Consider the following 22404-nt stretch of genomic DNA (forward strand, 5'->3'; position numbering starts at 1 on the left):
GGCGGCTTCACTGCTTTAGGTAGTGGTCGTAGATCGCCTGGTAGCGCCCGCTGGCCTTGAGTTGGGCGAGGCCAGCGTTGAAGTCATCGCGGATCTGCGCATCGCGAAATACCGGCCGGTAGTTTTGCGGGTCTTCCTCGACAAACTGGTGCATGGCGATGGTTTTGGCCTTGAACAGGGTGGTGCGTTCCAGCAACAGTTCGAAGTAGCGATAGATGCTGCGATCACTCAGTACTAGATCGTAACGGCCCTTGTTTAGGCCAAGCACCTGCAGCTCCTGATTGTTCTGCTCGAAGTACAGGCCATCTTTCTGGCTGGCGGCTAACCATTCGGGGTAGCGCTGGGCGGCGCCCTGAAAGGCCACAATGCTAAGGCCCTTGATGTCCTCGGGCTTCTGGATGTCGAAGCGCCGGCCTTTCAGGCTGACAAACACGTTGTAGTAGATCACCGCTGGGTTGCCGTAGTGGCCACCTACAGCGGCAAGGTCCTGACCCAGGTCAGTCATGGCCGCATCCACTTCACCTTTGCGAAACGCCAGTGGCACGCGGGCCAGAGGAAAGTAGCGGGGTTCGAGTGTGTGGCCGCGAAAGGCCAGGGCTTCGCCAATCACTTCCAGTTCGATACCGCTGTCGCTTTCCGGAAAACAGAAGGGCGGAATCTTTTCACCGAAGGCCATGACCACAGTGGCCGCGAGTCCATTTGCGCTGAAGGCGAGCAGCAGCGGCAGGCTGAGGGTGCACATCCAGTGTGTCAGTGAACGCATGGTCAGGTGCTCCTGCGATCCATGACGTCAGTGTAGTTATCGCCTGTTCGCTCGCCGTGCACTTGGTCTGAATTTCCAAGTTGATTTAGCCAGCTGCAGTGGGCTTCTGTTCGGCGGCGCTGGCTTCCAGGCGCAGTTTTTCACTGCGCAGAAAATCGCGCAGCTGCTGCAGGTCGGCAAGTTTCTGCTCCACCTCAACCAGCTTACGGCTTACCAGCGCGGCGCCTTGGGCGCAGTCGAGCTGTTGCTCGCGCTGGGCTTTGAGGATTTCGCCGATCTCACCAAGGGAAAAGCCCATGCTCTGAGCCTGCTGGATAAAACCCAGGTCCTGTAGCGTCTGCAGGCTGTATTCGCGGTAGTTGTTATCGCGGCGCAAGGCGCTGATCAGCTCCAGGCTTTCGTAATAACGCAGGGTGTGGCGGCTGGCGCCGCTGCGTTTTTCCAGCTCGCCTATGCGCATCAAAATCTCGCTTGACTGTAGAGTGTGCTCGACAGTTTAGCCTGCTTGGGTCATCAACGACTCAGGAGGATTGGCGATGAATCAGCCATGTTTTGTCACCGGCGGCAGCGGCTTTATCGGTCAGCATCTGCTGGCGTTACTCACCCACAAGGGTCATCTGGTCAGCGTGCTGATGCGTCGACCGCACAGCCTGGCATCGTTGCGCGAGCAGGTCGAGCAGTTGGGCGGGCGCGGCGATCTGCTCACGGCGGTTGGCGGTGATCTGGGCTTGCCGGGGCTGGGGCTGGATGCCACAGCCCGTGAGCAGGTGCGTCAGGCGGCGGTGGTGTATCACCTGGGTGTGCAGTTTGCCTGGGGTTTGTCTCAGGCGCAGGCACGCCAGGTCAATGTCGAGGGCGCGTTGGCTGTGGCTGAGCTGGCTGCGCAGCAAGGCAGTCGCCTGCTGATGGTGGGCGGCTTTATGCTGGCCAATCAAGGGCATCTACAGCGTATCGGCATTGAGCTGCAGCAGCCCGAGCGCACCGACTGGGACAAGGTTTATCAACGTACAGGCGCCTATGAGGGCAGCAAGCTTGAGGCGCATTTTCGCGTGCACGCGCGTATGGCTGAGCTGCAGGCGCCACTGACGGTGGTGCATCCGGCCACCGTGTGCGGCCATAGCCGCAGTGGGCATATTCTGCCGGCGCAGCCATTGGCTGGGCTGATCAGTAATCTGGCGGGCGGTTTGCTCGGGGCAATACCGGGTTCGACAGCGCATTGGCTGCCGTTGGTCAGTGTGGATTTTCTCGCCGGGCTAATAGTGGCCGCAGCCTTTGATGAGCAGCAGGTGGGGCAGGAGATTCTCGCCCTGGATGCCGCGACGCCCAATCTGCAGGGCATGCTGCAGCAGTTGGCCAACACGCTAGGCGTCAGCGCGCCAAGTCGGCATGTGTCGATTCCCTTGCTGCGGGCGTTGCTAAAAATTCCGGGTGTGCCGCGGTTGCTGCGCACCGATGCCGAGTCGCTGGATTTTATCCAGACCACTCGTTTCGATACCGCTGCGACGGATGCGCTGGTTCAGCGCCACGGGCTGGTATGGCCCGATATAACTCAAGCCTTGCGGATGACCGCGCGTTACCTGGTGTCTACGCCATCAGCAGTTAGTGGCTGAGGCGCTGCGCGATTTACCTGCCATCTAAACTGCTTAAGGGCCGAGCGTATCCAGGTGGCTGTCTGACACATGGCAACAAGCGCCGGGCAAGCACCGGCGTTTGTTGCGGCAGGGGAGTTAGCTCATGCTTGGGTAGTCGGTGTAACCCTCGGCCCCACCGCCATATAGGGTGTTGCCGTCCAGTGGGTTGAGTTCAGCCCCGGCTTTAAAGCGCGCCAGCAGGTCTGGGTTGGCGATATAGGGGCGGCCGTAGGCGACTAGGTCAGCCAGGTTGTTGGCGATAGCCTGTTCACCGCTTTCCGCTGTCTGCCCACCCGCAATAATCAGCGTGCCCTTATAAATGTTGCGAAGGGCGCGCAGCAGATCATCAAAGCCCTCGAAGGTGCCCCCCAGCCAATCCGGACGGTTGACGTGCAGGTAGGCCAGGTTGCGGCTATTGAGTTGGCTGACCAGGTAGCTGAAGGTCTCCAGTGGATTGGCATCGTGCACATCGCCAAAGGTACCCATGGGCGAAATACGGATGCCGACCTTGCGGCTGTCACCGACCGCAGTCACCGTAGCGTCCAGTACTTCAAGTACAAAGCGCGCGCGGTTTTCCACCGAGCCGCCATAGGCATCGTTGCGCTGGTTGCTATTGGAACAGAGGAACTGATCCAGCAGGTAACCGTTAGCAGCATGCACTTCAACACCATCGAAACCGGCCTTGATCGCGTTTTCACTGCCGTGAGCGTAAGCGCTTACAACACCTGGCAACTCGCTCACTTCCAGTGCGCGTGGCATGGCAGTGGCAGCCTTGTGGTGGCTACCGTCAACTTCGACTACATAGCACTCGGCCTTAGCCTGGATGGCCGAAGGGGCTACAGGGTCGGCGCCGTTCGGTTGCAGCAGCGGATGGGAGATACGACCCACATGCCACAACTGCAGGAAAATGCGTCCGCCGGCTTGATGCACTGCCTGGGTGACCTGCTGCCAGCCGGCCACTTGCGCATCGCTGTGGATGCCCGGTGTCCAGGCGTAGCCTTGGCCTTCAGGGCAGACCTGGCTGGCTTCACTGATGATCAGGCCTGCGTTGGCGCGCTGGGCGTAGTAGCTGGCATTCAGCTCGCCAGGGACGTTACCCGGCAGACTGCGCTGGCGTGTCAAAGGCGCCATCACCAGGCGGTTGGGCAAAGTCAAAGCGCCAAGCTGCAGTGGTGTTTGCAGGTGTTCAATCGTCATAAAGCCTCCAACAAGGTCATCAAAGTGGCTGCTATAAGCCATTGCGGCTATTATGCGCGTGGCAATCCTTTTGGGAAGTACGTACGATAAAGGAGGTAACTTACTATTGGGTAACTAATAATGGCTGAACAACAAGCCGAGACGGTTGAAAACAAGCGTCTGATGCAAGGCGATAAGGTCTATAGCACACCGATGGATGTCACCTTGGAGGTGATAGGTGGCAAATGGAAGGCTCTGCTGGTGTATCGCCTGCTCAACGGGCCACTGCGCTTTTCAGAGCTGAAGCGGTTGGTGCCGGATATCACCGAGAAGATGCTGACTCAGCAGCTGCGTGAATTAGAGCGTGTCGGCGTGCTAACCCGAACTGTATTCGCTGAGGTACCGCCGCGAGTGGAATATTGCGTGACTGAGCATGGTGCCACGTTGCAGCCGGTGCTGGCTGCCATGTGTGAGTGGGGGCGTAGTCACTGGCAGCAGCAGAGCGAATGAGCAGTAGAGTATCGGGTCGCTAGCGGAGAGCGTCCGCCAGCGCCCGGTGCCTATCAGGCAGCTTGCTCGGCGGCCTGGCCGATGGCCCGATTCATTGCGCTAAACAGCGCGCGGAAGCTCGCCGTGGTGAGGTTTTCATCGATACCCACGCCGTGCAGAGCGCGGCCGCCGTTAACACGCAGTTCGATATAGGCTGCCGCCTTGGCGTTGGTGCCGGCGCCGATGGCGTGCTCGCTGTAGTCCATGATTTCCACGTCTACCGGCAGGCCGGCAACCAGGGCTTCCAGCGGGCCTTTGCCGATCCCGCGCCAATGCTGGGTTTCCCCGGCATTGATGACTTCCACATCGACCGCGCTGGTGCCGTTTTCTTCCTGCAGGCGGTGGCCTTTCAGCGCATAGGGTGCGGTGGCTTGCAGGTACTCGCGCTCCAGCAGCTGGTAGATCTGCGCGGCGCTCATCTCCAGGCCGAGGCGGTCGGTTTCTTTTTGCACCACCTGGCTGAATTCGATCTGCATACGGCGCGGCAGGTTGATGCCGTATTCCTGCTCCAGCAGGAAGGTGATGCCGCCCTTGCCGGACTGGCTGTTGACGCGGATCACCGCCTCGTAATCACGGCCGATATCGGCCGGATCGATCGGCAGGTACGGCACTTCCCAGACCGCGTCGGCCTGCTGCTGAGCGAAGCCCTTGCGGATCGCATCCTGGTGCGAGCCGGAGAAGGCGGTGTGCACGAGATCACCGACGTACGGATGACGCGGGTGCACCGGAATCTGGTTGCAGTCTTCGACCACCTTGCGAACGGCGTCGATGTCGGAGAAGTCCAGCTCGGGGTCAACGCCCTGGGTGTAGAGATTCAGCGCCAGGGTCACCAGGCAGACGTTGCCGGTACGCTCGCCGTTGCCGAACAGGCAGCCTTCCACGCGGTCGGCGCCGGCCATGATGGCCAGCTCGGACGCGGCGACGCCGGTGCCACGGTCATTGTGGGTGTGCACGCTGATCAGCACGCTGTCACGGCGGTCGACGTGACGACCGAACCACTCGATCTGGTCGGCGTAGTTATTCGGTGTGGCGCACTCGATGGTCGCTGGCAGGTTGAGGATCAGCTTGTTTGCCGGAGTCGGCTGGAACACGTTAATCACCGCGTTACACACCTCGACGGCAAAGTCGATTTCGGTGCTGCTGAAGACTTCCGGCGAGTACTCGAAGCCCCACTGGGTTTCCGGCGCAGCATCGGCCAGGCGTTTGATGGTGGTGCCAGCGGCCACGGCGATGGCTTTGACACCGGCCTTGTCCTGGTTGAAGACGATCTTGCGGAAGCTCGGCGCACAGGCGTTGTAGTAGTGGACGATGGCCTTCTTGGCGCCTTTCAGCGACTCGAAGGTGCGCTCGATAAGGTCGTCACGGGCCTGGGTCAGCACCTGGATGGTCACGTCATCGGGGATGTGGCCGCCTTCGATCAGCTCGCGAACGAAGTCGAAATCGGTCTGCGAAGCGGACGGGAAGCCGACTTCGATTTCCTTCAGGCCCACGGCCAGCAGGCACTTGAAGAAACGCATCTTCTTCTCGGCGTCCATCGGCTCGATCAGCGACTGGTTGCCATCACGCAGGTCGGTGGACAGCCAGATCGGCGCCTTGTCGATGATCTGGTCTGGCCATGTACGGTCTGGAATCTGGATCTGGGTGAACGGGCGGTACTTACTGGACGGGTCTTTAAGCATGCTCATGGTGTTGATCCTTGTGGCGCGGCTGCAAGCGGCGAGCCGGGCAAAAACTGAGAAAACAGGGCAGGGCGTGGGCGTAAAAATTCAGCCACGCAGTCGCTGGCTCACCAGGCAGAGGTTGGCGTGTTGGCGCAGCAGAATAAGGGTGTGGTAGGTGTTCATAGCGCCAACCCTAATCTCTGAGGTCAAAGCTGGCAAGCAATGCTGAAAAATTGGTGTTTGAGTGCGGTTTAGGTGTTTTTAGGCGATTAATTTTGCGTAAAAAGTCGTGGGTAAGCGTTTGGATTGCGGGCGGCTTAGGTGTTTAGGCCGCCCGCTGTGGCGTCAAGGCTGAGCGCCAGGTAGCAGGTTGTATTTCAGTTCACGCATGTCCGCCCCGCTCGGGTGCTGGAAGACCCGCAGACCGAACTCGGGAAGGATCGCCAGCAGGTGGTCGAAGATATCCGACTGAATGGCCTCATAGCGTGCCCAGGCGATGGTGTTGGTGAAGCAGTAGAGTTCCAGCGGCAGTCCGTCTGCGGTTGGGTTCATCTGCCTGACCAGCTGGGTCATTTCCTGGTGGATACCTGGGTGCTGACGCAGGTAGTGCTCGACGTAAGCGCGGAAGGTGCCGATGTTGGTGACCCGTCGGGTATTTGCCGGCTCCTGGCTGGCCTCTGCCAGTGCGCTGTTCCAGCTGAGTAGCTCGCTCTGCTTGCTGTTCAGGTACTGGCCGAGCAGCAGAAAACGCTGCAGGCGGGTGATCTGCTCTGGGCTGAGGAAGCTGATACTGGTTTGGTCAAGCAGCAGGCTACGTTTGATCCGCCGTCCACCGGATTCCTGCATCCCGCGCCAATTCTTGAACGGGTCGCTGATAAAGCGTTTGGTCGGGATGGTGGTGATGGTTTTATCCCAGTTCTGCACCTTGACCGTGTGCAGGGCAATATCGATGACATCGCCGTCGGCGTTCAACTGTGGCATCTCGATCCAGTCACCGACGCGCACAATGTCGCTGGAGGAAATCTGCACGCTGGCGACCAGGGACAGCAAGGTGTCCTGAAAAATCAGCATCAGTACGGCGGCCATTGCGCCCAGGCCAGACAGTAGAATCAGTGGCGAGCGGTCGATCAGGCTGGCGACCATGAGTATTGCGGCAATCGCGAAGAGCAGAATCTTCACCACCTGCACATAGCCCTTTATCGGCTTCAGGTGAGCATTCGGGCGCTTCTGGTAGCCGTTGTTGAGCAGCGTCAGCACGCCGCTGATGGCCAGAGCGATGGTCAGTACGATAAAGGCGCTACACACGTTGCCCGTTACCGCCACGGCTGCTTCCGGCAGGTTGGGCACCAAGGTGATGCCGACGGAAATGATCAGTGCAGGAACAATGTTTGCCAGTCGTGCGATCACCCGCGAGTCATGCAGGCTGCCGTCCTGGCCAATCGGCGTAGCCTTGAGTGCGCGGTACAGGCCGCGCAGAAGAATGCGCTTGACCACCCAGTTGGCCAACCAGGCTGCCAGTAGCAGCAGCGAGATGCCGGTCAGGCTATAGAGTGAGGGGTAATGCTCAAGCCACTGTTGGGTGTTGCTGTACAGGTCGTTCATGCCGCTCCTCGGGGCTCGCTTCATTTAATAAGAAAGCAACCTTATCAAACGAGCACTTATTGGGCAGGGTGGCTTGGTTGCTGGCCGTGTCTTAGGGCGATGTCGCATTGGGCTTAGCCAAGCAAGCTGAGGACCGCCTGAGGGCGCTGGTTGGCCTGCGCAAGGACGCTTTGCGCGGCCTGCTCGATAATCTGGCGAGAAACCAGGTTAGAAGTTTCAGCTGCAAAGTCGGTGTCGAGAATGCGTGAGCGGCTGGCGGCAGCGTTTTCAGCGATGCTTTGCAGGTTGTTGATGGTGCTTTCCAGGCGGTTTTGTAACGCACCCATGTAGCCGCGTTGGCGGTCGATGTAGGCCAGTGCGTCATCAATGTCCATCACCGCCAGGCCGGGTGTCTTACCGAGGTCCAGGCGGCCCAAGGCCATCGCATCGGCACTGAATGAGCTGAAGCCGATCTGGATCGTTTCATAGGCCTGAGCCCCGACTTGGAGCTGGGTGAGGGTGTTGCCGCCTACACCGTTGGCATTGAACAGCTCCGGTTCGACCAGCGTAAAGCCCTTGGAACCCGGGAGCCCAGTGCCCTGGTTGGGCAGCACATTCTCGGCGGTGAGGACATTGCCACCGTCAGCGTCGAAGCCGCCAATCGCCCCGGTGTCCGCGTTGCTCAGGTCCAGTCCTGCAACATAGGCCGCGGCATCAGCATTGAACTGAGTGTTGAAGTCCGCCTGGCTGCTGAAGGCGCCTTTACTGGCGTTGGTCAGGGCTTGATCCAGGGTAGAACCGCTGTTTTTTTGCAGGTAACCCATGATGTCTTTGATGCCTTTGCCACCCGCCGCTTTTATTTCTTCATGCATATACCGCACAGCAGCGTAACCGCCGGAATAACCGGCCGAAGCGCTGACATCGTCGGCATTAAATGCCGCCAGAATGGTCGCGGTATTGGTGCCTCCAGCAGTGTCTCCTGCAAGGCGCTCGTCCGCGCCTTGCAGCGCTTCTGCAGTGCCCTCAATAAACCAACTGGGTAAACCGGCGAAATTCATCGTGCGGCCCATGACGGCATGCGCCATCTCATGCGCGATGACTCGATCGGTATATTGCGGTGTGCTGCCGCCGTTGGGCAGGGTTGAGGCATCGAAGTAAGCCAGGTTGACGTTCAGAACCTGGTCAAAAATTTTGCCGCCGGCACCGGAGGTGCCTGATACAGAGGCCAGGGTTTGGCTGGATGAGTCATTGGTAAAGGTTATTTCCAGTTCAGCGCCATCGGCCGTCAGCCCGAAGGCGTCGAATACCCGTTGCTCACCTTCGCTGATCCAGAAGCCTTTGAGGGCGTTCAATACGGCACGCTGATCCGGGTCACCAAGGACTGAAAAGGTACCTTGGTCAAATACTTTGCGACCAGCAAAGGTCGTAGTTTCGTTGACGCGGTTGATTTCCTGCAACAGCTGCTGCGCTTCTTGATCCAGTGCAGTGCGCTCACTGGCACCGTTGGAGCCGTTCATGGCCTGCAAGCCGAGCGAGCGAATGCGCTGCAGGGCGTCGGTGACGCTTTGTAAAGCGCCTTCCGCTACCTGCAGCAGCGATATGCCGTCGTTCGCATTGCGCGTGGCCACGTTCAGCCCCCGCACTTGCGAGGTCAAACGGTTGGAGATTTGCAGTCCAGCAGCATCGTCTTTGGCGCTGTTGATGCGCTGTCCGGTGGACAGGCGCTGCAGCGAAGTACCGAGTGCTGTGTTGTTGCTCTCCAATTGGCGGCGCGTGAACGACGACGAGATGTTGGTGTTAACCGTCAGCATCTACGTGTGTACCCGCTCGGCCGGACGGAAAGCCCGGCGTCACAGGCGTAATCGGCCAGCGCTGAAAAGGCTTGATAGGCTCGGGTGGGTAGGTCGACGAACGGTCAGGGCTTGAACGCACCGATAAAGATCGCGGGATCGACGCGGGCATCATTCAGGCTGACGTTCCAGTGCAGATGCGGCCCGGTGGCGCGACCGGTGGCGCCGACTTTGCCGAGTACGCCGCCACGGGGAATTTCATCACCGACTTTTACGCCGATGGCCGAGAGGTGGCAGAACATGCTGATCAGGCCCTGGCCGTGGTCGATAAAAACGGTTTTACCGTTAAAGAAGTAGTCGCCAGTCAGGATCACCTTGCCGGCGGCCGGGGCCTTTATCGGCGTGCCGCTATTGGCCGCGAAGTCCAGCCCGGAGTGCGGATTGCGCTCCTCGCCGTTGAAAAAGCGGCGCAGGCCGAAGGGGCTGGATAGCGGCCCGTTGACCGGCTTATCGAACAGCAGGTTGCTTGGCTGACGTGGACTGAACTGCTGGTAAGCGCGGGTTTGTTCGGCCAGTTCGCGTTCGATGCGCGCAAGGTTCTTGGCGTTTGGGTTGACCTGCTGCTGGTTCTTGATGGTGATGCGTTGCTCGACGTAATGCTTGCTGCCTACCTGAAAGCTCAGCGTTTGGCTGCCGTTGACGCTGATCTGTTGGCTGCCTGGCTTGATGCTGAGCGGGATGCCGACAATGGCGATCCAGCGTTGCTGATCCTCGTGAATCACCAATACCGGTTTGTTCTGATAGCGAACTGTAGGCGCGCTGGTTGCTGGCCCCAAATCAACCACGGCTACGCCACCGGGCACCGGCTTGTTCAGTAGTCGGCTGATAAAGCCTTCGGCGTGGACGGGCAGGGCAAGGCAGAACAGGGTGAGCAGGGTGAATAGACGCATGGGGGACCTGTGTGGAAATCAATCGAGCAGCGAGAGGGTAACCGGCTGCACATGGTTGTCTTCGACCCGCACATCCAGCTCGCCGTTGCCCAGGCGCGCTTTCAGGCGCTGGCCGGGGCGGGTGTCGGCGGCGTTGCGGATGGCGCGGCCGCGCTCATCCAGCAGGATGCTATAGCCACGCCCGAGGGTCGCCAGCGGGCTGACCGCATGCAGCGTTTGCACGTGGCTATGCAGCTGCAGGCTGCGTGCCTTTAGGCCCTCGCGCATGCTGCGTTGCAGGCGTTCGGCCAGTGCCTGCAAGCGCTGGTCTAGCAGCTTGAGATTACGTTCCGGATGCAGGCTGAGCAGGCGGGTTTGCAGATGATTTAGGCGTTCACGGCGGCTATTCAGCTGGCGTGCGAAAGCGCGGGTCAGCCGCATATCCAGATCATCTACACGCTGGGCGTGCTGGCGCAGGCGCTCGCCGGGATGGCGCAAGCGACGCTGCAAACCGTCCAGGCGCATGCGTTCACGTTCCAGGCGGTGTTGCATGCGCAGGTTCAGGCGGCGTTTGAGATTGTGCAGGCGTTGCACCAACTCGCTACTGTCGGGGGCCAGTAACTCGGCGGCGGCGGAAGGTGTTGGTGCGCGTACGTCGGCGACAAAATCGGCGATGGACACATCGGTCTCATGGCCCACCGCGCTGACGATGGGCGTGACGCAGGCGGCAATGGCGCGGGCAACCGGTTCTTCGTTAAAGCACCAGAGGTCTTCCAGCGAACCGCCGCCACGGGCCAGGATCAGCGCATCAAAGCCTTTTGCATCGGCAATACCGAGGGCGCGGACGATCTGCGCGGTGGCTTCGCGGCCTTGCACGGCGGTAGGGATCAGGGTCAGTTCGACTTGCGGTGCGCGGCGGCGAAATACGCTGATGATGTCGCGGATCACCGCGCCGGTGGGTGAGCTGATAATGCCGATACGTTTTGGATGAGCCGGCAGGGCAACTTTAGCCTCTGCGGCGAACAGCCCTTCAGCGCTGAGCTTTTCTTTCAGCGCTTCGAAGGCCAGGCGCAGCGCGCCATCGCCGGCGGGCTCGACGGCATCAAGAATCAGTTGGTAGTCGCCGCGCCCTTCAAACAGCGAGACTTTGCCGCGCACCTTGACCGCCAGGCCATCACGCAGTGCTTGGCGCACCTTGGCGGCGTTCTGCCGGAACAGCGCGCAGCGCACCTGAGCCTGGCTATCTTTAAGGGTGAAATAGATGTGTCCGGACGCCGGCTTGGCCAGGTTGGAGATTTCCCCCTCGACCCAGATGCCGCCAAATACATCTTCCAGCAGCAGGCGTGCGCGGTTGTTCAGTTGACTGACGCTGAGCACCTCGCGGTCGAGGTTCAGGCGTTGGAAGGGATCTTTGATCATGGCCCGCATAGTAAAGGCTTTGCCCAGCCTGCCATAGGGGATTGGCCTTGACCGACGCTGTAAGCCCTTTAAGCTGCGCGCCTTTAGCGCAAACCGAGTCCCGTTATGAGTGAGCAGCAGGCGATCGTCGTGCCGCAAATTTCCAGCTTTCCCGGCCACGAGGCACGCGCGCGGTTGATCGTGCGCTGGCTGGTTAAGCAGAACATCATCGAAGAACAGCTGACCACCTGTGGTCGCACCTTCAAACATATGGGCTACGGCATTGCCGAGGGCGCGCGGCGTGTAGTCGAGCGGCCCGAGTTGCTGCCGTTTGGGCAGGCAGTGCATGGCCTGGAGATCATTTATAAGCGCTGCATCTATACCCCGACGGCGGACTTTCTCGAAGAGGCCGGCTGCCCTGAGTGTCGGCGCGAAGTGGGCGAAAGGTTGTTCGACAGCCTGGAGGAGTGGATGCCGGGGCATACCGATAACTTTCGGTGCCCGCTGTGCGGCCATGAAGACGACATCAACGGCTTTCTGTTTCTGCAGCCCTGCGGGTTTTCCAACCTGGGCTTTATCTTCAATAACTGGGCGGACGCCGGCTTTAAGCAGCGCTTTCTCGACGAGTTTGCCGCGCGCTTGGGCTATCCGGTTTCCCTCGTGCGGGTCGATCTTGTCTGAGTTGGTTCATCCTTGAACCGAGCTGAATAGTTAAAAATCGACGCTGGCCGATAGGCGTAGTTCGCGCGGTTCACCGACGGCGACGCGCAGGTTGCCGCCGCTGGATGGGTAGTACTCCTGGTTGAACAGGTTACGCGCATTCAGCTGCAGGCGGGTCTTGTCGCCCAGTAGCTGGCTTTCCCAGCTGATAAACGCATCGGCCACGGTGTAGCTGTCCAGCCAGAAGCTGTTGGCGTTATCGCCGGCGCGTTCACCGACATAGCGCGCGCCGCCGCCTACTCGCCATTGTCCGGTGTCGCTGGGCAGCGCCAGGTGGTGGGTCAGGTACAGGCTGGCGATATTCTGCGCAGCATTCACCAGTGCGTTGCCCTGGTTATCCGGGTCATCGAGGATTTCCGTATCGGTGTAGGCGTAGGTGCCGAGCAGCTCCCAACGTTCGGCAATTCGCCCGCTGATATCGATTTCCACGCCCCGTGAGCCCACCTTGCCTGCCGCTTCAGACACGGCGTTGTTAGTGACCACGACGTTTTCCTTCTCGATATCGAACAGTGCCAGGCTGGCGCCGATACCCTGGGGGAGGTCAAGTTTTACCCCTAGCTCGTAACTGCGACCTTCCTCGGGGTCGAACGCCTGGCTGGTGTTGGCGTCTGAGGCGTTGGGCACGAATGAGCGGCTGTAATTACCGTACAGCGAAACCTGTTGGTTGAGCTGATAAACCAAGCCGGCAAAGGGCAAGAAGGCGTTGTCTTGGCGGTCGGTGGTTTTCGTGTAGCTGTTACCACGGCCCTGTTCAACCAGCTGTTCGAAGTGCTGGTAACGTCCGCCGGCCACCAGTATCCATTGGTCATTGAGGTGCCAGTTGTCCTTCACATACAGCGAGCGCGAATGCAGTTCGTCGCTTCTGTCGCTTTGAGCGGCGCTGATCAGCGACGGCTCGGCAAGGTTACCGTAGACCGGGCGGTAGATATTGAAGCCGCTAACCGCTGGGCCGCGATAGGTGTCACCGCGGAAGTTGTCGACCCGCTCGGTGTCCATGCCCAGCAGCAGGTCATGCTGTTGGCCGAACACGCTGGCGTTGCCGATCCAGTCCCAGGCCAGGTACTGGGTCTGATTATCGTGTTTGCTGCCGTCGGCACGGCGGCTGAGTGCGCCGGTGGTGGCGTTTAGCGCGTTGGGTCGTGCTTCGGCATAGTCGTAGCGCTCGTTGTTCCAGCCGTAGGTCAGGCGGCTTAGCCAGTCTGGGTTGAGTTGGTACTCGGCCTTGGCGGTAAACAGTTCATCGGTGCCTTGGGCTTTGGCCCAGCTTTCGTTGAAGCGCGCGTTGTACTCGGTGCTCGCCGGTTTGCCGTTGATGATCACCGTGCCACGATCCACCGGGGTCGAGTATTCCTTGTGCTCGTAAGCCAGGCTGACGCGCAGGTTTTCGCCGGTCCAACTCAGGGACGGTGCGATCAGACTGTGGTTGTCCGCGCCGAAATTGCGCCAATAGTCTTCGTGGTGGCGTTCGGCGATCAGTCGATAGGCAAAGCCGCTGTCGCCCAATGGGCCGGTGGTGTCGAGCATAAGGTTGCCACCACCTTCGCTGCTGGTTTCACCGCTGATCTGCGTGCGCTGCCGGTATTCAGGCTGCTTACTGATCACATTGATCAGTCCGCCCGGTTCCAGAGCGCCATAGAGCAGAGAAGCCGGGCCTTTGAGCACTTCCACGCGCTCGGTGGTGGCACTGAAGTTACGCGACAGGCTGGAGCGGATGCCGTCACGCAGGATCGAGCCGTCGGCGTTGGTGCCGAAACCCCGTTTGACGAAGCCGTCCTGGGTGCCGGCCAGGGTGTTGCTCTGAGTCATGCCGCTGACGAACTTCATCGCGTCGTCCAGTGACTGCACCTGATAGTCCTCAATCACCTGTTCGGTGACCACCTGCAACGCCTGGGCCTCTTGCATGATCGGCACGGCGCTTTTGCTTGCGGTGCTGGCCGTGCTGGCGCTATAGCCGGTTTGGTCTTCACGGGTGGCGGTGACGGCCTGGCTGGGCAGCTCAAGTGGGCTGGCGGTTTCGGCTGCGAAGCTGTTGGCGACTGGCATCAAGGCCAGGGCGAGCAGGGCAAAGCTCCAGGCTGGCTGGGAGGGGGAGAGTCGGGAGGCGGGCATGTGCTACTCAGGTGCGGATGTTTTTGAGAATCATTATTGTATTGTTCTCGTCCGCCCTCTGGATAGTGCCGCGTAAGCGCGCGGGGCAATGTTGCAGTTTGCGTTGAGTGCAGGGGGGCGTCTGAGTATAATGGCGCGCTTCCAATTTTCCCGTCCGGGAGCCCCCGCCATGCTGCGTATCAGTCAAGAAGCTCTTACCTTCGACGACGTTCTACTTATTCCAGGTTATTCCGAAGTTCTGCCGAAGGATGTCAGCCTCAAAACGCGCCTGACCCGTGGTATTGAACTGAATATTCCGTTGCTCTCTGCTGCCATGGATACCGTCACTGAAGCCCGTCTGGCGATTGCCATGGCTCAGGAAGGCGGCATCGGCATCATCCACAAGAACATGACCGTCGAGCAGCAAGCTGCCGAAGTGCGCAAGGTCAAACGCTACGAGGCGGGCGTGGTCAAGGACCCGATCACCATCGAAGCCAACGCCACCGTGCGTGATCTGTTCGACCTGACCCGTATGCACAATATCTCCGGCGTACCGGTACTCAGCGATGGCGACCTAGTCGGCATCGTCACTTCCCGTGATGTGCGTTTTGAGAACCGCCTGGACGCCACCGTGCGTGAAGTGATGACGCCAAAAGAGCGTCTGGTCACCGTACCGGAAGGCGCCGACAAAGACGTGGTGCGCGAGCTGCTGCACAAGCACCGTATCGAGAAAGTCCTGATCGTCGATGATGCCTTCCGCTTGAAGGGCATGATGACCGTCAAGGACATCGAAAAAGCCAAAGCTTACCCGCTGGCCAGCAAAGACGACCAAGGTCGCCTGCGTGTGGGTGCAGCTGTCGGCACCGGCGCCGATACCGCTGACCGCGTCGCCGCGCTGGCTAATGCTGGTGTTGACGTAATCATTGTCGACACCGCCCACGGTCACTCCAAAGGCGTGATCGACCGCGTGCGTTGGGTCAAGCAGAACTTCCCGGACGTTCAGGTGATCGGCGGTAACATCGCCACCGGCGAAGCCGCCAAGGCCCTGGCCGAAGCTGGCGCTGATGCAGTCAAGGTCGGTATCGGCCCTGGCTCGATCTGCACCACGCGCATTGTTGCTGGTGTCGGCGTACCGCAAATCTCCGCCGTGGCCAACGTTGCCGCCGCACTGGCTGGCACCGGTGTGCCGTTGATCGCCGATGGCGGTATCCGTTTCTCCGGTGACCTGTCCAAGGCCATCGTTGCTGGCGCGTCTTGCGTGATGATCGGTTCGATGCTCGCCGGTACTGAAGAAGCACCGGGCGAAGTCGAGCTATTCCAGGGCCGCTCCTACAAGGCTTACCGCGGTATGGGCTCGCTGGGCGCGATGGCGCAGGCGCAGGGCTCTTCGGATCGTTACTTCCAAGACTCCTCGGCCGGTGCCGAAAAGCTGGTGCCGGAAGGCATCGAAGGCCGCGTGCCATACAAAGGCGCAATGGCTGCCATCGTTCACCAGCTGATGGGCGGCCTGCGTGCCTCCATGGGTTACACCGGTTGTGCAACGGTTGAAGAGATGCGCAGCAAGCCTGAGTTCGTGCGCATCACCGGTGCCGGCATGGCTGAGTCCCATGTACACGACGTACAGATCACCAAAGAAGCCCCGAACTATCGCGTGGGCTGACTGTTGATCAGTTGATATAAAGCCCGGGGCTGTCGCTGTTGTTTTACAGGGCAGCCCCGAGTCATTTGTGAATTTCGCTACGAGAGACGGTCATGGCTCATCAAGACATCCACGCTCACCGCATCCTGATTCTGGATTTCGGCTCCCAGTACACCCAGCTGATCGCCCGCCGCGTGCGCGAGATCGGTGTGTATTGTGAGCTGCACCCGTTCGACATGGATGAGGAAGCGATCCGCGAATTCGCTCCCAAAGGCGTCATCCTCGCCGGTGGCCCTGAGTCCGTGCACGAAGCCAACAGCCCGCGCTGCCCGCAAGCGGTGTTCGATCTCGGCGTGCCGGTGTTCGGCATCTGCTACGGCATGCAGACCATGGCTGAGCAGCTGGGCGGCAAGGTCGAGGGTTCTGATCTTCGTGAGTTTGGCTATGCCCGCGTGGATGTGGTTGGCAAGAGCCGCCTGCTCGATGGCATCGAAGATCACGTCGACGCCGACGGCCTGTTCGGCCTCGACGTGTGGATGAGCCATGGTGACAAAGTCACCAAGATGCCGGCTGACTTCCACGTCCTGGCCAGCACCCCGAGCTGCCCGATTGCCGGCATGTTCAACGATGAGCGCCGTTACTACGGCGTGCAGTTCCACCCGGAAGTGACCCACACCAAACAGGGCGGTCGTATCCTGTCGCGCTTCATTCTCGACATCTGCGAGTGTGAAGCCCTGTGGACGCCGTCGAAGATTGCTGAAGACGCCATCGCCCAGGTGCGCGCCCAGGTCGGTGATGCCAACGTGCTGCTCGGCCTGTCCGGCGGTGTGGACTCCTCGGTGGTTGCGGCGCTGCTGCACAAGGCCATTGGTGATCAGCTGACCTGCGTATTCGTCGACAACGGCCTGCTGCGCCTGCACGAAGGCGAGCAGGTGATGGCCATGTTCGCCGAGAACATGGGCGTCAAGGTGATCCGTGCCAACGCTGAAGCGCAGTTCCTCGACAACCTGGCTGGCGAAGCCGACCCGGAGAAGAAGCGTAAGATCATCGGCCGCACCTTTATCGACGTGTTCGATGCCCAGGCCAGCCAGCTGGATAACATCCAGTTCCTCGCCCAAGGCACCATCTACCCGGACGTGATCGAGTCGGCGGGCGCTAAAAGCGGCAAGGCCCACGTGATCAAGTCGCACCACAACGTCGGCGGCCTGCCGGAAGAGATGAACCTGAAACTGGTCGAGCCGCTGCGCGAACTGTTCAAGGACGAAGTGCGCCGTCTGGGTCTGGAACTCGGCCTGCCGTACGACATGGTCTACCGTCATCCATTCCCCGGCCCGGGCCTGGGCGTGCGCATCCTCGGCGAAGTGAAGAAGGAGTACGCCGACCTGCTGCGTCGCGCTGACCATATCTTTATCGAAGAGCTGCGCAAGGCTGACTGGTACCACAAGGTTAGCCAGGCCTTCGTGGTGTTCCAGCCGGTGAAATCGGTGGGCGTGGTCGGTGATGGCCGTCGTTACGCCTGGGTTGTTGCCCTGCGCGCGGTGGAGACCATCGACTTTATGACTGCACGTTGGGCGCACCTGCCTTACGAGCTGCTGGAAACCGTCAGCGGCCGCATCATCAACGAAATCGAAGGTATCTCCCGCGTCACTTACGACGTGTCGAGCAAGCCGCCTGCCACCATCGAGTGGGAGTGAAATCAGGTCCTTCGGGGACTATCGGTACCTATCGATAAGATGCTGTAACGTGTTGATTTGAAAGAAAACACGTCACGGTATCTATCGGTGACTATCGCCAGGCAGCAGAATGGTTTGGCGGTAGCGGTGACGGTAGGAACCGGAGGTCGGATTAAGACCCTCCCGTTTACTATCGAGACCAAACCGGTCTTTGACGGTAAATCTCTCCTTGGGAAAGCTTCTGTTACGCGGCTTTCCCGGCATCAGCAGGTCTCCTGACCCTTGACGGTAAAAGCCGTCATGAACAGGAGAAAAACCTCGATGCTTACCGACACCGCACTGCGCAATCTCAAACCCAAGGCCAAGCCGTACAAGGCTTCCGACCGCGATGGCATGTACGTGACGGTATCGCCTAGCGGTACCGTCACCTTTCGCTACGATTACCGTCTCAATGGACGCAGGGAAACTCTGACCATTGGGCGGTATGGCCCAGTGGGCATTTCGTTGGCCATGGCTCGCGAAAAGTTGCTCGATGCCAAGCGCATGGTCGCCCAGGGAAACTCGCCCTCCCTGGAGAAGCAGAGGGCCAAGCGACGCCTGACAGCCGCCAAGACGTTCGGCGAGATGCTGAAGAGCTGGCTGGCCGATGCGCGCATGGCCGACAGTACGCGGGCAATGCGCAAGAGCATCATCGACCGCGACATTCTGCCGGTCTTCGAGAACCGGCTCCTGACCGAAGTCACTCCTGACGACCTGCGGGCACTCTGTGCCAAGGTAAAAGCTCGCGGTGCCCCGGCCACGGCCGTCCACATTCGTGACATCGTGAAGCAGGTGTATGCGTTCGCGGCCCTGCATGGGGAGAAAATCGACAATCCGGCCAACGATGTGAAGGCGGCCTCGATTGCCACCTTTGTGCCGAAGGACCGAGCGTTGACTCCGACGGAGATACGCCTGGCTTTCCATCAGTTGGAATCCATCGCGGCGTACCCCACCATCAGGCTGGCCTTGCGACTGGTGCTGCTGACCCTGGTGCGCAAGAGCGAGTTAATCGAGGCGACCTGGGATGAGGTGGACTTTGAAAGCGCCACCTGGACGATCTCAAAGCAACGGATGAAGGGGCGTAATCCGCATGTGGTCTACCTATCACGCCAGTGCCTGGACATTTTCGTGGCACTGCACACCTGTGCTGGTGGCTCCAAGTTCGTGCTGCCATCGCGCTATGAGATTTATCGCTGCATGTCGCACGCAACGTTGAACCGGATCACGCAACTTATCGCATCGCGTGCCAAGGAGGCTGGACTGCCGTTGGAGCCATTCACGGTTCACGACTTGCGCCGGACGGGCTCTACGTTGCTTAACGAAGTAGGCTTCAATGGCGACTGGATCGAGAAGTGCCTGGCGCACGAGGATGGACGTTCTTCGCGATCGGTCTACAACAAGGCCGAGTACGCCGAGCAGCGGCGCCACATGCTGCAGGAGTGGGCGGATATGGTCGATGCCTGGATCGAAGGTCGCACTCATGTGCCGAAACTGTTGCCGGACAATGTGGTCGTGCCGGTGCTGAGTGCTGCGGTTTAAAGGAATGGCAAGGTTGTCAGTTGACAACCTTGCTGGTTATGCCAATACTGGAGATCACTGATGGCCCGTCCCTCTCATCCGAAGAAAGAGGTCGAGGAAGTACTGAGGTACGCCGAAGAGCAGGGCTGGCGCGTGGAAGTAGGTGGAAGCCATGCCTGGGGGCGGATCTACTGCCCTTACAACGATGAGGAGTGTCGCTGCGGCGAGTTCTGCATCACCAGCGTATGGAGCACGCCGAAGAGCCCTGGCAATCACGCACGCGCCTTGGGGCGTGTCGTGGACAACTGCACCACGCACCGTAAGCAGCAAGAAGCCGCGGACGGTGCTGAGGAGTAATACGATGGAATATACCTTTACTCTGAAGTACCAACTTGCCGACGATGATCGTGACCCGGATGCGCTGGTCGAGCGCCTTGGAGAGGCCGGTTGCGATGATTCTTTGGTCGGCATCGGCCAGCCGGGGCGGTTGGCGCTGGAGTTCACCCGCGAAGCGGACAGCGCAGATGCGGCTGTGCGCAGCGCACTGGCTGACGTGCGCAGAGCCGTACCGTCGGCCAAATTGATCGAGGTAGCCCCGGATTTGGTCGGTCTGACCGACGTGGCGGAGATGGTCGGCGTGTCGCGGCAGAACATGCGCAAGCTCATGCTGGCCCACCCAAGCAGCTTCCCAGCACCTGTGCATGAGGGCAGTGCGTCGATCTGGCACCTAGCGGACGTATTGGCCTGGCTGCAGGCCAAGGGCAGCTACGAGCTGGCCAGGGAGGTTCAGGACGTGGCGCGCGTGGCTTTGCAGGTTAACGTGGCCAAGGAAGGTCGACGATTATCGCGCTCGACTTCCGGGGAGTTGGAAGCCCTTGTTGGTTGAGGCCGTCACTGGCCTCATTCTTGGTCTGCGCCCGCCCGAACAGGGCGGGTTTTTCTTAGGCGGACATCCGGCCTGCTGATGTTCGTGCGAGGTGCCTGCTTGCGTTCCTCAATCCACGCTTCGACCTCGGCCAAGTCCCACACTACGCAACGCGGTGTCAGGTTGAAGCGCCGGGGGAACTCTCCACGGCGTTCCATTTCGTAGATCGTCGTTTCGGACAGGGGGATGATCTGTCTCAGCTCTTGCCGCCGAATGGTGCGCCGGAAGGGTAGGGGGCTGCGTTTCGGAAACTGCGGCAGTGCCTCGTAGGCATCCGTGCCAGGCATCGGAAGAGACAGGGCGGTCTCGGAGATTGAAGCACCGGGCGTAGGCGATAGATGTTCCATCTCGGACTCCATGAGTCTGGCTGGATGGGGGTATCGTGCGATTCAGTGCTTATCGGGACAACCTGCTGCGGCGTACAGGGGCAGGCTTGGTGCGATTATTGGCTGCTTGATATCTTTCAGTGATGTTATTTCATCGCTGATGTCGTGGCAGCTCTCCAGTTAGTTCGATCCAGCTCCCTTATCCCCGCAGCCCAACCGGCTGCACGTGAAGAGTGCAGTCGGAGGGTGGGGTGTCATTCTGTAGGTGTCGATTTTGGCGCTTTCTTTCGTGATGCTGAAGAAGTCAGTGACGGTAAACACTCAAATAGGCGTTCCGCATACACGAATCCCATAAGTCTGACGGCACTCTGATCGAAATACAGCAGCCAGGCCGCAAGTAGCGCCATCGAAATAAGTAACGTCAAGCCAGCGGCGAGCCCCGGGTCGGCAAAGTGTACGGGGAAAAAATGGGGAGGCGTTATCTGCAGAACCTTTGCAATCAGCAATCCGTAGAGGACTCCCAAGAGGCTCGACACGATGCCGACGGGCTTCATTGCCAGCATATTGCGGTGAAATCCGTAGGCAATATTCTCTTTCAGCAGAAGTTGCTTATTGGTGCGCGTGAGTTCGCGAAGTCGCTTGGTTGCTCCAATGTAGATATCGTCTGCTTTGTCAGGGTTCGCTGATTCTTCTTCTGCCGTTGGTATATCAATACCCAGTTTGGTAGTGATCGCGGAGTGGTACCTCTGCTTGCTGACATTATCTAGAAAATTGTCGCGATGCCGCAGAGCTATGGTTGTAGGCATGCCTCCCCATTTTTTAACTAAAAGCTCTTCAAGCTTTTTGCCGCGCCCGCGTGCCACGCTCGCAAGCGCGTAAATGGCACCGCAGCCGCCAAGTAAACCGATAACACCTGTGAGCACAGGGTGCTTTGCTCCGTATACGCATATCAAAGGGACGAGCAATGGCAATGCCACGAGAAGACCTGGAACGACGCGAGCCTTGCGCTCGTACGGGTCTTTAACTAGTTCGAAAATTGTTGTCATGGGATGTCAGGCCTGAGCTGTCAAAGCATCGATGTAGGGTTGGATTTCATCGCGATTTCTCAGCGTGATCTGTTGCGCGAGAGGATCTGGCGCTTCCTTGGTATGCAAGCCCAAACGCCTTAGCGTGTAGTACAGAAACGCTTGACGACAGGGAAGTTTGACCTTCCCGTCTTCCATGCCGTAGTCCAGTTCCAAGACTCGTTTCTTGGCTGCAGGCAAATCGGGATGCGGCGCAAGCACTAGCGTCAGCACGGTGTGCCAATGCGCATCCTGGCTGGAGTCCACATGGCTCGGCTCGAAATCTTCGATGCGCAAAATTCGGGCGAGAACAAAATCGCTAAAGCGCTGACGCTTGTGGCAATACGCGCGCACATGCCAGCGGAAACCGTCATTGCCAAGAGCGTGCGGCGAAAGTAACCGGATTGATTCGTCCAGAGACGTCATGGACTGGTAGCTCACTCGAATAGCTTCCTGCTGCCGAATGGCTCGGACCACTGCTTCTACGGTCTGCTCATTGATCGTGCGCCAGGGGGAAGGTGCCCAATCGGTCTCGGGCGCTGAGCCGATAAAGGTGGCTCTCGGTTCGACAATTCCCATCTTGGTCGCCAGCAGTTCCTCTAGATAGCGTTGCGCCGAGCTTCGTTGGTAAAGCGGCTGAAAATGCAGAGTGGCTGTGTAGGTCTTGGAGCTGCGGTCATAAGTCAGATTGCTCGGTGCCAACTCAGTGTATTTGGCAATGTCCAGTGATGCCTGAGGAACCGATATGCCAAAGTGCTCGGTGAGATCCATCCGATTGATGCGCCGCTCCCAGCGCAGACGAAAATCGATGAACTGGAGTCTGCTCTCCAAACCCCAGCTCAAGCCCTTGGACTCAGAGGGTTCGGCAGTAGTAATCGAGGTTTCTTTCATGGTGACCGCCTAAAAAGTAGACGGATATAAATAATATCCGTAC

Annotated in this window: 20 protein-coding genes; 8 read left to right on the plus strand and 12 right to left on the minus strand. The window is 59.5% G+C overall.

Annotated features, from left to right (window positions below; translation table 11 throughout):
* Nucleotides 1-7 precede the first annotated feature (7 nt).
* Both CUR33_RS07190 and CUR33_RS07195 read right to left on the minus strand, forming a co-directional pair.
* The gene (locus CUR33_RS07190) at nucleotides 8-763 is read right to left on the minus strand and encodes a substrate-binding periplasmic protein (RefSeq protein WP_289239138.1); all 756 of its coding nucleotides are present in this window, start codon (nucleotides 761-763) and stop codon (nucleotides 8-10) included.
* An 85-nt stretch (nucleotides 764-848) separates the two neighbouring features.
* Entirely contained in the window at nucleotides 849-1223 is a 375-nt protein-coding gene (locus tag CUR33_RS07195; RefSeq protein WP_289239139.1) for a MerR family DNA-binding protein, read from the minus strand.
* A 76-nt stretch (nucleotides 1224-1299) separates the two neighbouring features.
* On the opposite strand from CUR33_RS07195, the gene CUR33_RS07200 reads away from it, so the two are divergent.
* Nucleotides 1300-2373 carry an SDR family oxidoreductase gene (locus CUR33_RS07200; RefSeq protein WP_289239140.1) on the plus strand — a complete coding sequence of 358 codons (1074 nt, stop codon included), beginning with the start codon at nucleotides 1300-1302 and terminating at the stop codon, nucleotides 2371-2373.
* Nucleotides 2374-2490: 117 nt separating this feature from the next.
* Here CUR33_RS07200 and CUR33_RS07205 read toward each other — a convergent pair whose 3' ends face one another.
* Complete coding sequence (locus CUR33_RS07205) at nucleotides 2491-3591, minus strand: alkene reductase (RefSeq protein WP_289239141.1); 1101 nt, start codon at nucleotides 3589-3591, stop codon at nucleotides 2491-2493.
* Between the two features lie 120 nt (nucleotides 3592-3711).
* Between CUR33_RS07205 and CUR33_RS07210 the strand changes: the two genes are divergently transcribed.
* Entirely contained in the window at nucleotides 3712-4080 is a 369-nt protein-coding gene (locus CUR33_RS07210) for a winged helix-turn-helix transcriptional regulator (protein ID WP_282875215.1), read from the plus strand.
* Between the two features lie 53 nt (nucleotides 4081-4133).
* On the opposite strand, the gene leuA is transcribed toward CUR33_RS07210, so the two are convergent.
* The 5 genes from leuA to xseA form a co-directional block, all read right to left on the minus strand.
* Nucleotides 4134-5804: a 2-isopropylmalate synthase gene (gene leuA, locus CUR33_RS07215; RefSeq protein WP_289239142.1), complete on the minus strand. Its 1671-nt coding sequence runs from the start codon at nucleotides 5802-5804 to the stop codon at nucleotides 4134-4136.
* 321 nt (nucleotides 5805-6125) lie between these two features.
* Nucleotides 6126-7382, minus strand: coding sequence for a mechanosensitive ion channel family protein (locus tag CUR33_RS07220; RefSeq protein ID WP_289239143.1), 1257 nt, complete (start codon nucleotides 7380-7382; stop codon nucleotides 6126-6128).
* A gap of 113 nt (nucleotides 7383-7495) precedes the next feature.
* Complete coding sequence (locus tag CUR33_RS07225) at nucleotides 7496-9172, minus strand: flagellinolysin (protein WP_289239144.1); 1677 nt, start codon at nucleotides 9170-9172, stop codon at nucleotides 7496-7498.
* Between the two features lie 104 nt (nucleotides 9173-9276).
* On the minus strand, nucleotides 9277-10101 hold the full coding sequence (locus tag CUR33_RS07230; protein WP_289239145.1) for a peptidoglycan DD-metalloendopeptidase family protein: 825 nt from the start codon (nucleotides 10099-10101) through the stop codon (nucleotides 9277-9279).
* Between the two features lie 18 nt (nucleotides 10102-10119).
* Nucleotides 10120-11499 (minus strand): exodeoxyribonuclease VII large subunit, encoded by a 1380-nt coding sequence (gene xseA / locus CUR33_RS07235; RefSeq protein WP_289239146.1) that lies wholly within the window; start codon nucleotides 11497-11499, stop codon nucleotides 10120-10122.
* 105 nt (nucleotides 11500-11604) lie between these two features.
* On the opposite strand from xseA, the gene CUR33_RS07240 reads away from it, so the two are divergent.
* Nucleotides 11605-12159, plus strand: a complete 555-nt coding sequence (locus tag CUR33_RS07240; protein WP_167142028.1) for a sugar ABC transporter ATPase — start codon at nucleotides 11605-11607, stop codon at nucleotides 12157-12159.
* Nucleotides 12160-12189: 30 nt separating this feature from the next.
* Here CUR33_RS07240 and CUR33_RS07245 read toward each other — a convergent pair whose 3' ends face one another.
* Nucleotides 12190-14307, minus strand: coding sequence for a TonB-dependent siderophore receptor (locus tag CUR33_RS07245; RefSeq protein ID WP_448703148.1), 2118 nt, complete (start codon nucleotides 14305-14307; stop codon nucleotides 12190-12192).
* A 169-nt stretch (nucleotides 14308-14476) separates the two neighbouring features.
* On the opposite strand from CUR33_RS07245, the gene guaB reads away from it, so the two are divergent.
* From guaB to CUR33_RS07270, 5 genes are all read left to right on the plus strand, one after another.
* Nucleotides 14477-15946, plus strand: coding sequence for an IMP dehydrogenase (gene guaB, locus CUR33_RS07250; RefSeq protein WP_090248601.1), 1470 nt, complete (start codon nucleotides 14477-14479; stop codon nucleotides 15944-15946).
* 92 nt (nucleotides 15947-16038) lie between these two features.
* Nucleotides 16039-17619: a glutamine-hydrolyzing GMP synthase gene (guaA, locus tag CUR33_RS07255; protein WP_170048268.1), complete on the plus strand. Its 1581-nt coding sequence runs from the start codon at nucleotides 16039-16041 to the stop codon at nucleotides 17617-17619.
* A 300-nt stretch (nucleotides 17620-17919) separates the two neighbouring features.
* Complete coding sequence (locus CUR33_RS07260) at nucleotides 17920-19176, plus strand: tyrosine-type recombinase/integrase (protein ID WP_260495187.1); 1257 nt, start codon at nucleotides 17920-17922, stop codon at nucleotides 19174-19176.
* Between the two features lie 60 nt (nucleotides 19177-19236).
* Entirely contained in the window at nucleotides 19237-19512 is a 276-nt protein-coding gene (locus tag CUR33_RS07265; RefSeq protein ID WP_260495186.1) for a hypothetical protein, read from the plus strand.
* Nucleotides 19513-19516: 4 nt separating this feature from the next.
* Nucleotides 19517-20041, plus strand: coding sequence for a helix-turn-helix transcriptional regulator (locus CUR33_RS07270; RefSeq protein WP_236269784.1), 525 nt, complete (start codon nucleotides 19517-19519; stop codon nucleotides 20039-20041).
* A gap of 14 nt (nucleotides 20042-20055) precedes the next feature.
* Here CUR33_RS07270 and CUR33_RS07275 read toward each other — a convergent pair whose 3' ends face one another.
* From CUR33_RS07275 to CUR33_RS07285, 3 genes are all read right to left on the minus strand, one after another.
* A complete protein-coding gene (locus tag CUR33_RS07275; RefSeq protein ID WP_236269783.1) occupies nucleotides 20056-20427 on the minus strand; it encodes a helix-turn-helix transcriptional regulator in 372 nt (123 codons plus the stop codon).
* Between the two features lie 233 nt (nucleotides 20428-20660).
* Nucleotides 20661-21452 (minus strand): hypothetical protein, encoded by a 792-nt coding sequence (locus CUR33_RS07280; RefSeq protein ID WP_289239147.1) that lies wholly within the window; start codon nucleotides 21450-21452, stop codon nucleotides 20661-20663.
* A gap of 6 nt (nucleotides 21453-21458) precedes the next feature.
* Nucleotides 21459-22361, minus strand: a complete 903-nt coding sequence (locus CUR33_RS07285) for a WYL domain-containing transcriptional regulator (protein ID WP_289239148.1) — start codon at nucleotides 22359-22361, stop codon at nucleotides 21459-21461.
* Nucleotides 22362-22404: the final 43 nt, after the last annotated feature.

Source organism: Pseudomonas sp. FEMGT703P (genome assembly GCF_002786345.1).
Taxonomy (GTDB): Bacteria; Pseudomonadota; Gammaproteobacteria; order Pseudomonadales; family Pseudomonadaceae; genus Aquipseudomonas; species Aquipseudomonas peli.

Coding starts and splice junctions, on each gene's coding strand:
- CUR33_RS07245 (WP_448703148.1), bottom strand. CDS start 14,307: ATGCCCGCCTCCCGACTCTCCCCCTCCCAGCCAGCCTGGAGCTTTGCC.
- CUR33_RS07210 (WP_282875215.1), top strand. CDS start 3,712: ATGGCTGAACAACAAGCCGAGACGGTTGAAAACAAGCGTCTGATGCAA.
- guaA (WP_170048268.1), top strand. CDS start 16,039: ATGGCTCATCAAGACATCCACGCTCACCGCATCCTGATTCTGGATTTC.
- CUR33_RS07195 (WP_289239139.1), bottom strand. CDS start 1,223: ATGCGCATAGGCGAGCTGGAAAAACGCAGCGGCGCCAGCCGCCACACC.
- CUR33_RS07230 (WP_289239145.1), bottom strand. CDS start 10,101: ATGCGTCTATTCACCCTGCTCACCCTGTTCTGCCTTGCCCTGCCCGTC.
- guaB (WP_090248601.1), top strand. CDS start 14,477: ATGCTGCGTATCAGTCAAGAAGCTCTTACCTTCGACGACGTTCTACTT.
- CUR33_RS07260 (WP_260495187.1), top strand. CDS start 17,920: ATGCTTACCGACACCGCACTGCGCAATCTCAAACCCAAGGCCAAGCCG.
- CUR33_RS07275 (WP_236269783.1), bottom strand. CDS start 20,427: ATGGAACATCTATCGCCTACGCCCGGTGCTTCAATCTCCGAGACCGCC.
- CUR33_RS07280 (WP_289239147.1), bottom strand. CDS start 21,452: ATGACAACAATTTTCGAACTAGTTAAAGACCCGTACGAGCGCAAGGCT.
- CUR33_RS07225 (WP_289239144.1), bottom strand. CDS start 9,172: ATGCTGACGGTTAACACCAACATCTCGTCGTCGTTCACGCGCCGCCAA.
- leuA (WP_289239142.1), bottom strand. CDS start 5,804: ATGAGCATGCTTAAAGACCCGTCCAGTAAGTACCGCCCGTTCACCCAG.
- CUR33_RS07270 (WP_236269784.1), top strand. CDS start 19,517: ATGGAATATACCTTTACTCTGAAGTACCAACTTGCCGACGATGATCGT.
- CUR33_RS07285 (WP_289239148.1), bottom strand. CDS start 22,361: ATGAAAGAAACCTCGATTACTACTGCCGAACCCTCTGAGTCCAAGGGC.
- CUR33_RS07220 (WP_289239143.1), bottom strand. CDS start 7,382: ATGAACGACCTGTACAGCAACACCCAACAGTGGCTTGAGCATTACCCC.
- CUR33_RS07265 (WP_260495186.1), top strand. CDS start 19,237: ATGGCCCGTCCCTCTCATCCGAAGAAAGAGGTCGAGGAAGTACTGAGG.
- CUR33_RS07190 (WP_289239138.1), bottom strand. CDS start 763: ATGCGTTCACTGACACACTGGATGTGCACCCTCAGCCTGCCGCTGCTG.
- CUR33_RS07240 (WP_167142028.1), top strand. CDS start 11,605: ATGAGTGAGCAGCAGGCGATCGTCGTGCCGCAAATTTCCAGCTTTCCC.
- CUR33_RS07200 (WP_289239140.1), top strand. CDS start 1,300: ATGAATCAGCCATGTTTTGTCACCGGCGGCAGCGGCTTTATCGGTCAG.
- xseA (WP_289239146.1), bottom strand. CDS start 11,499: ATGATCAAAGATCCCTTCCAACGCCTGAACCTCGACCGCGAGGTGCTC.
- CUR33_RS07205 (WP_289239141.1), bottom strand. CDS start 3,591: ATGACGATTGAACACCTGCAAACACCACTGCAGCTTGGCGCTTTGACT.